This is a genomic window from Massilia sp. X63 (assembly GCF_041023745.1).
Taxonomy (GTDB): domain Bacteria; phylum Pseudomonadota; class Gammaproteobacteria; order Burkholderiales; family Burkholderiaceae_D; genus Telluria.
The window spans coordinates 1-982 of sequence record NZ_JBFTEF010000047.1; the positions used below are offsets into that span (position 1 = coordinate 1).

The 982-nt window shown below is 59.0% G+C and carries 1 protein-coding gene; it reads right to left on the reverse strand.

From position 1 onward, the window contains the following. Positions 1-982 (reverse strand): IS1182 family transposase (locus AB3347_RS25870; protein ID WP_369094521.1); only part of this gene is annotated, 982 nt, incomplete at both ends.

Here is a 982-nt window from a genome sequence, read left to right on the forward strand (position 1 = left end):
GTCGCTCCCATCCACGCCTTGATCGTTGCATACGGATGCTCGACAGTCGAGCGGCGGATACGCATGGCATCAGGCGTCTGTTCAAGGTGCCCCTGCATTTCGTCGAGCACGTCCTGATGTTCCCAGCACGTCACGCGCCGCTGCGCGCTCGGCGTGCATTTGTCCTTGAGCGGGCAGCCCTTGCAGTTGGAGCTCCAGTAGCGGTGATTCGTCATGCCTTTCTCGACGCTGGCAAATCGCCATATCAAGGCCTCGCCAGCCGGGCAGCGGTACTCGTTCTTGGCTCGATCGTAGATGAAGTCGGCCTTGTCGAACCGGCCATCGGCCTTTGCGCCAGAAGTTTTCGTAGGCGGCACCAAGGCATGAATGCCCGCCTCATGGCAGGCGACGATCTCCTCACCCTTGAAGTAGCCTCGGTCGGCGATCGCTGTCAACGTCGTCGTACCGATTGCTGTGCGGGCCTTCTTGGCCATGCTGGATAACTGGTCACGGTCGCTGCAATTATTGGTCACCTCGTGTTCGACGATTAGGTGGTGCTTGGCATCGACCGCAGTTTGCACGTTATAGCCCACGATGCCTGAGCCGCGTGTCATCATCGAGCGCGAGTCCGGATCGGTGAGCGAGATCTGCGTTTCGCCAGTCTTTTCCAGCTTCGCTTCAATTTCCTTTAGCGTGGCCATCTGCGATTTCAGCGCTGTAATCTTGTCGTTCAGGCGAACGCTTTTCGCTTGTGCAGTAGCCGGCTCCTGCCGGTCGGCGGTGTCCAGTTCTGCCAGGTAGCGGCTGATGTTCGCTTCGATCTCCGCCATCCTGCGCTTGAGCTTGGCGTCAGTGAAGTTGCGGTCGCTGCTGTTGACGGCCTTGAACTTGCTGCCGTCGATCGCCACGACTGCATCCGAGAACAGATCCAGCTGCTGGCACAAGACGACGAACTGCCTGCAGACGTTGCGAATGGCTTTGCCGTTGTCTTTGCGGAAGTTCG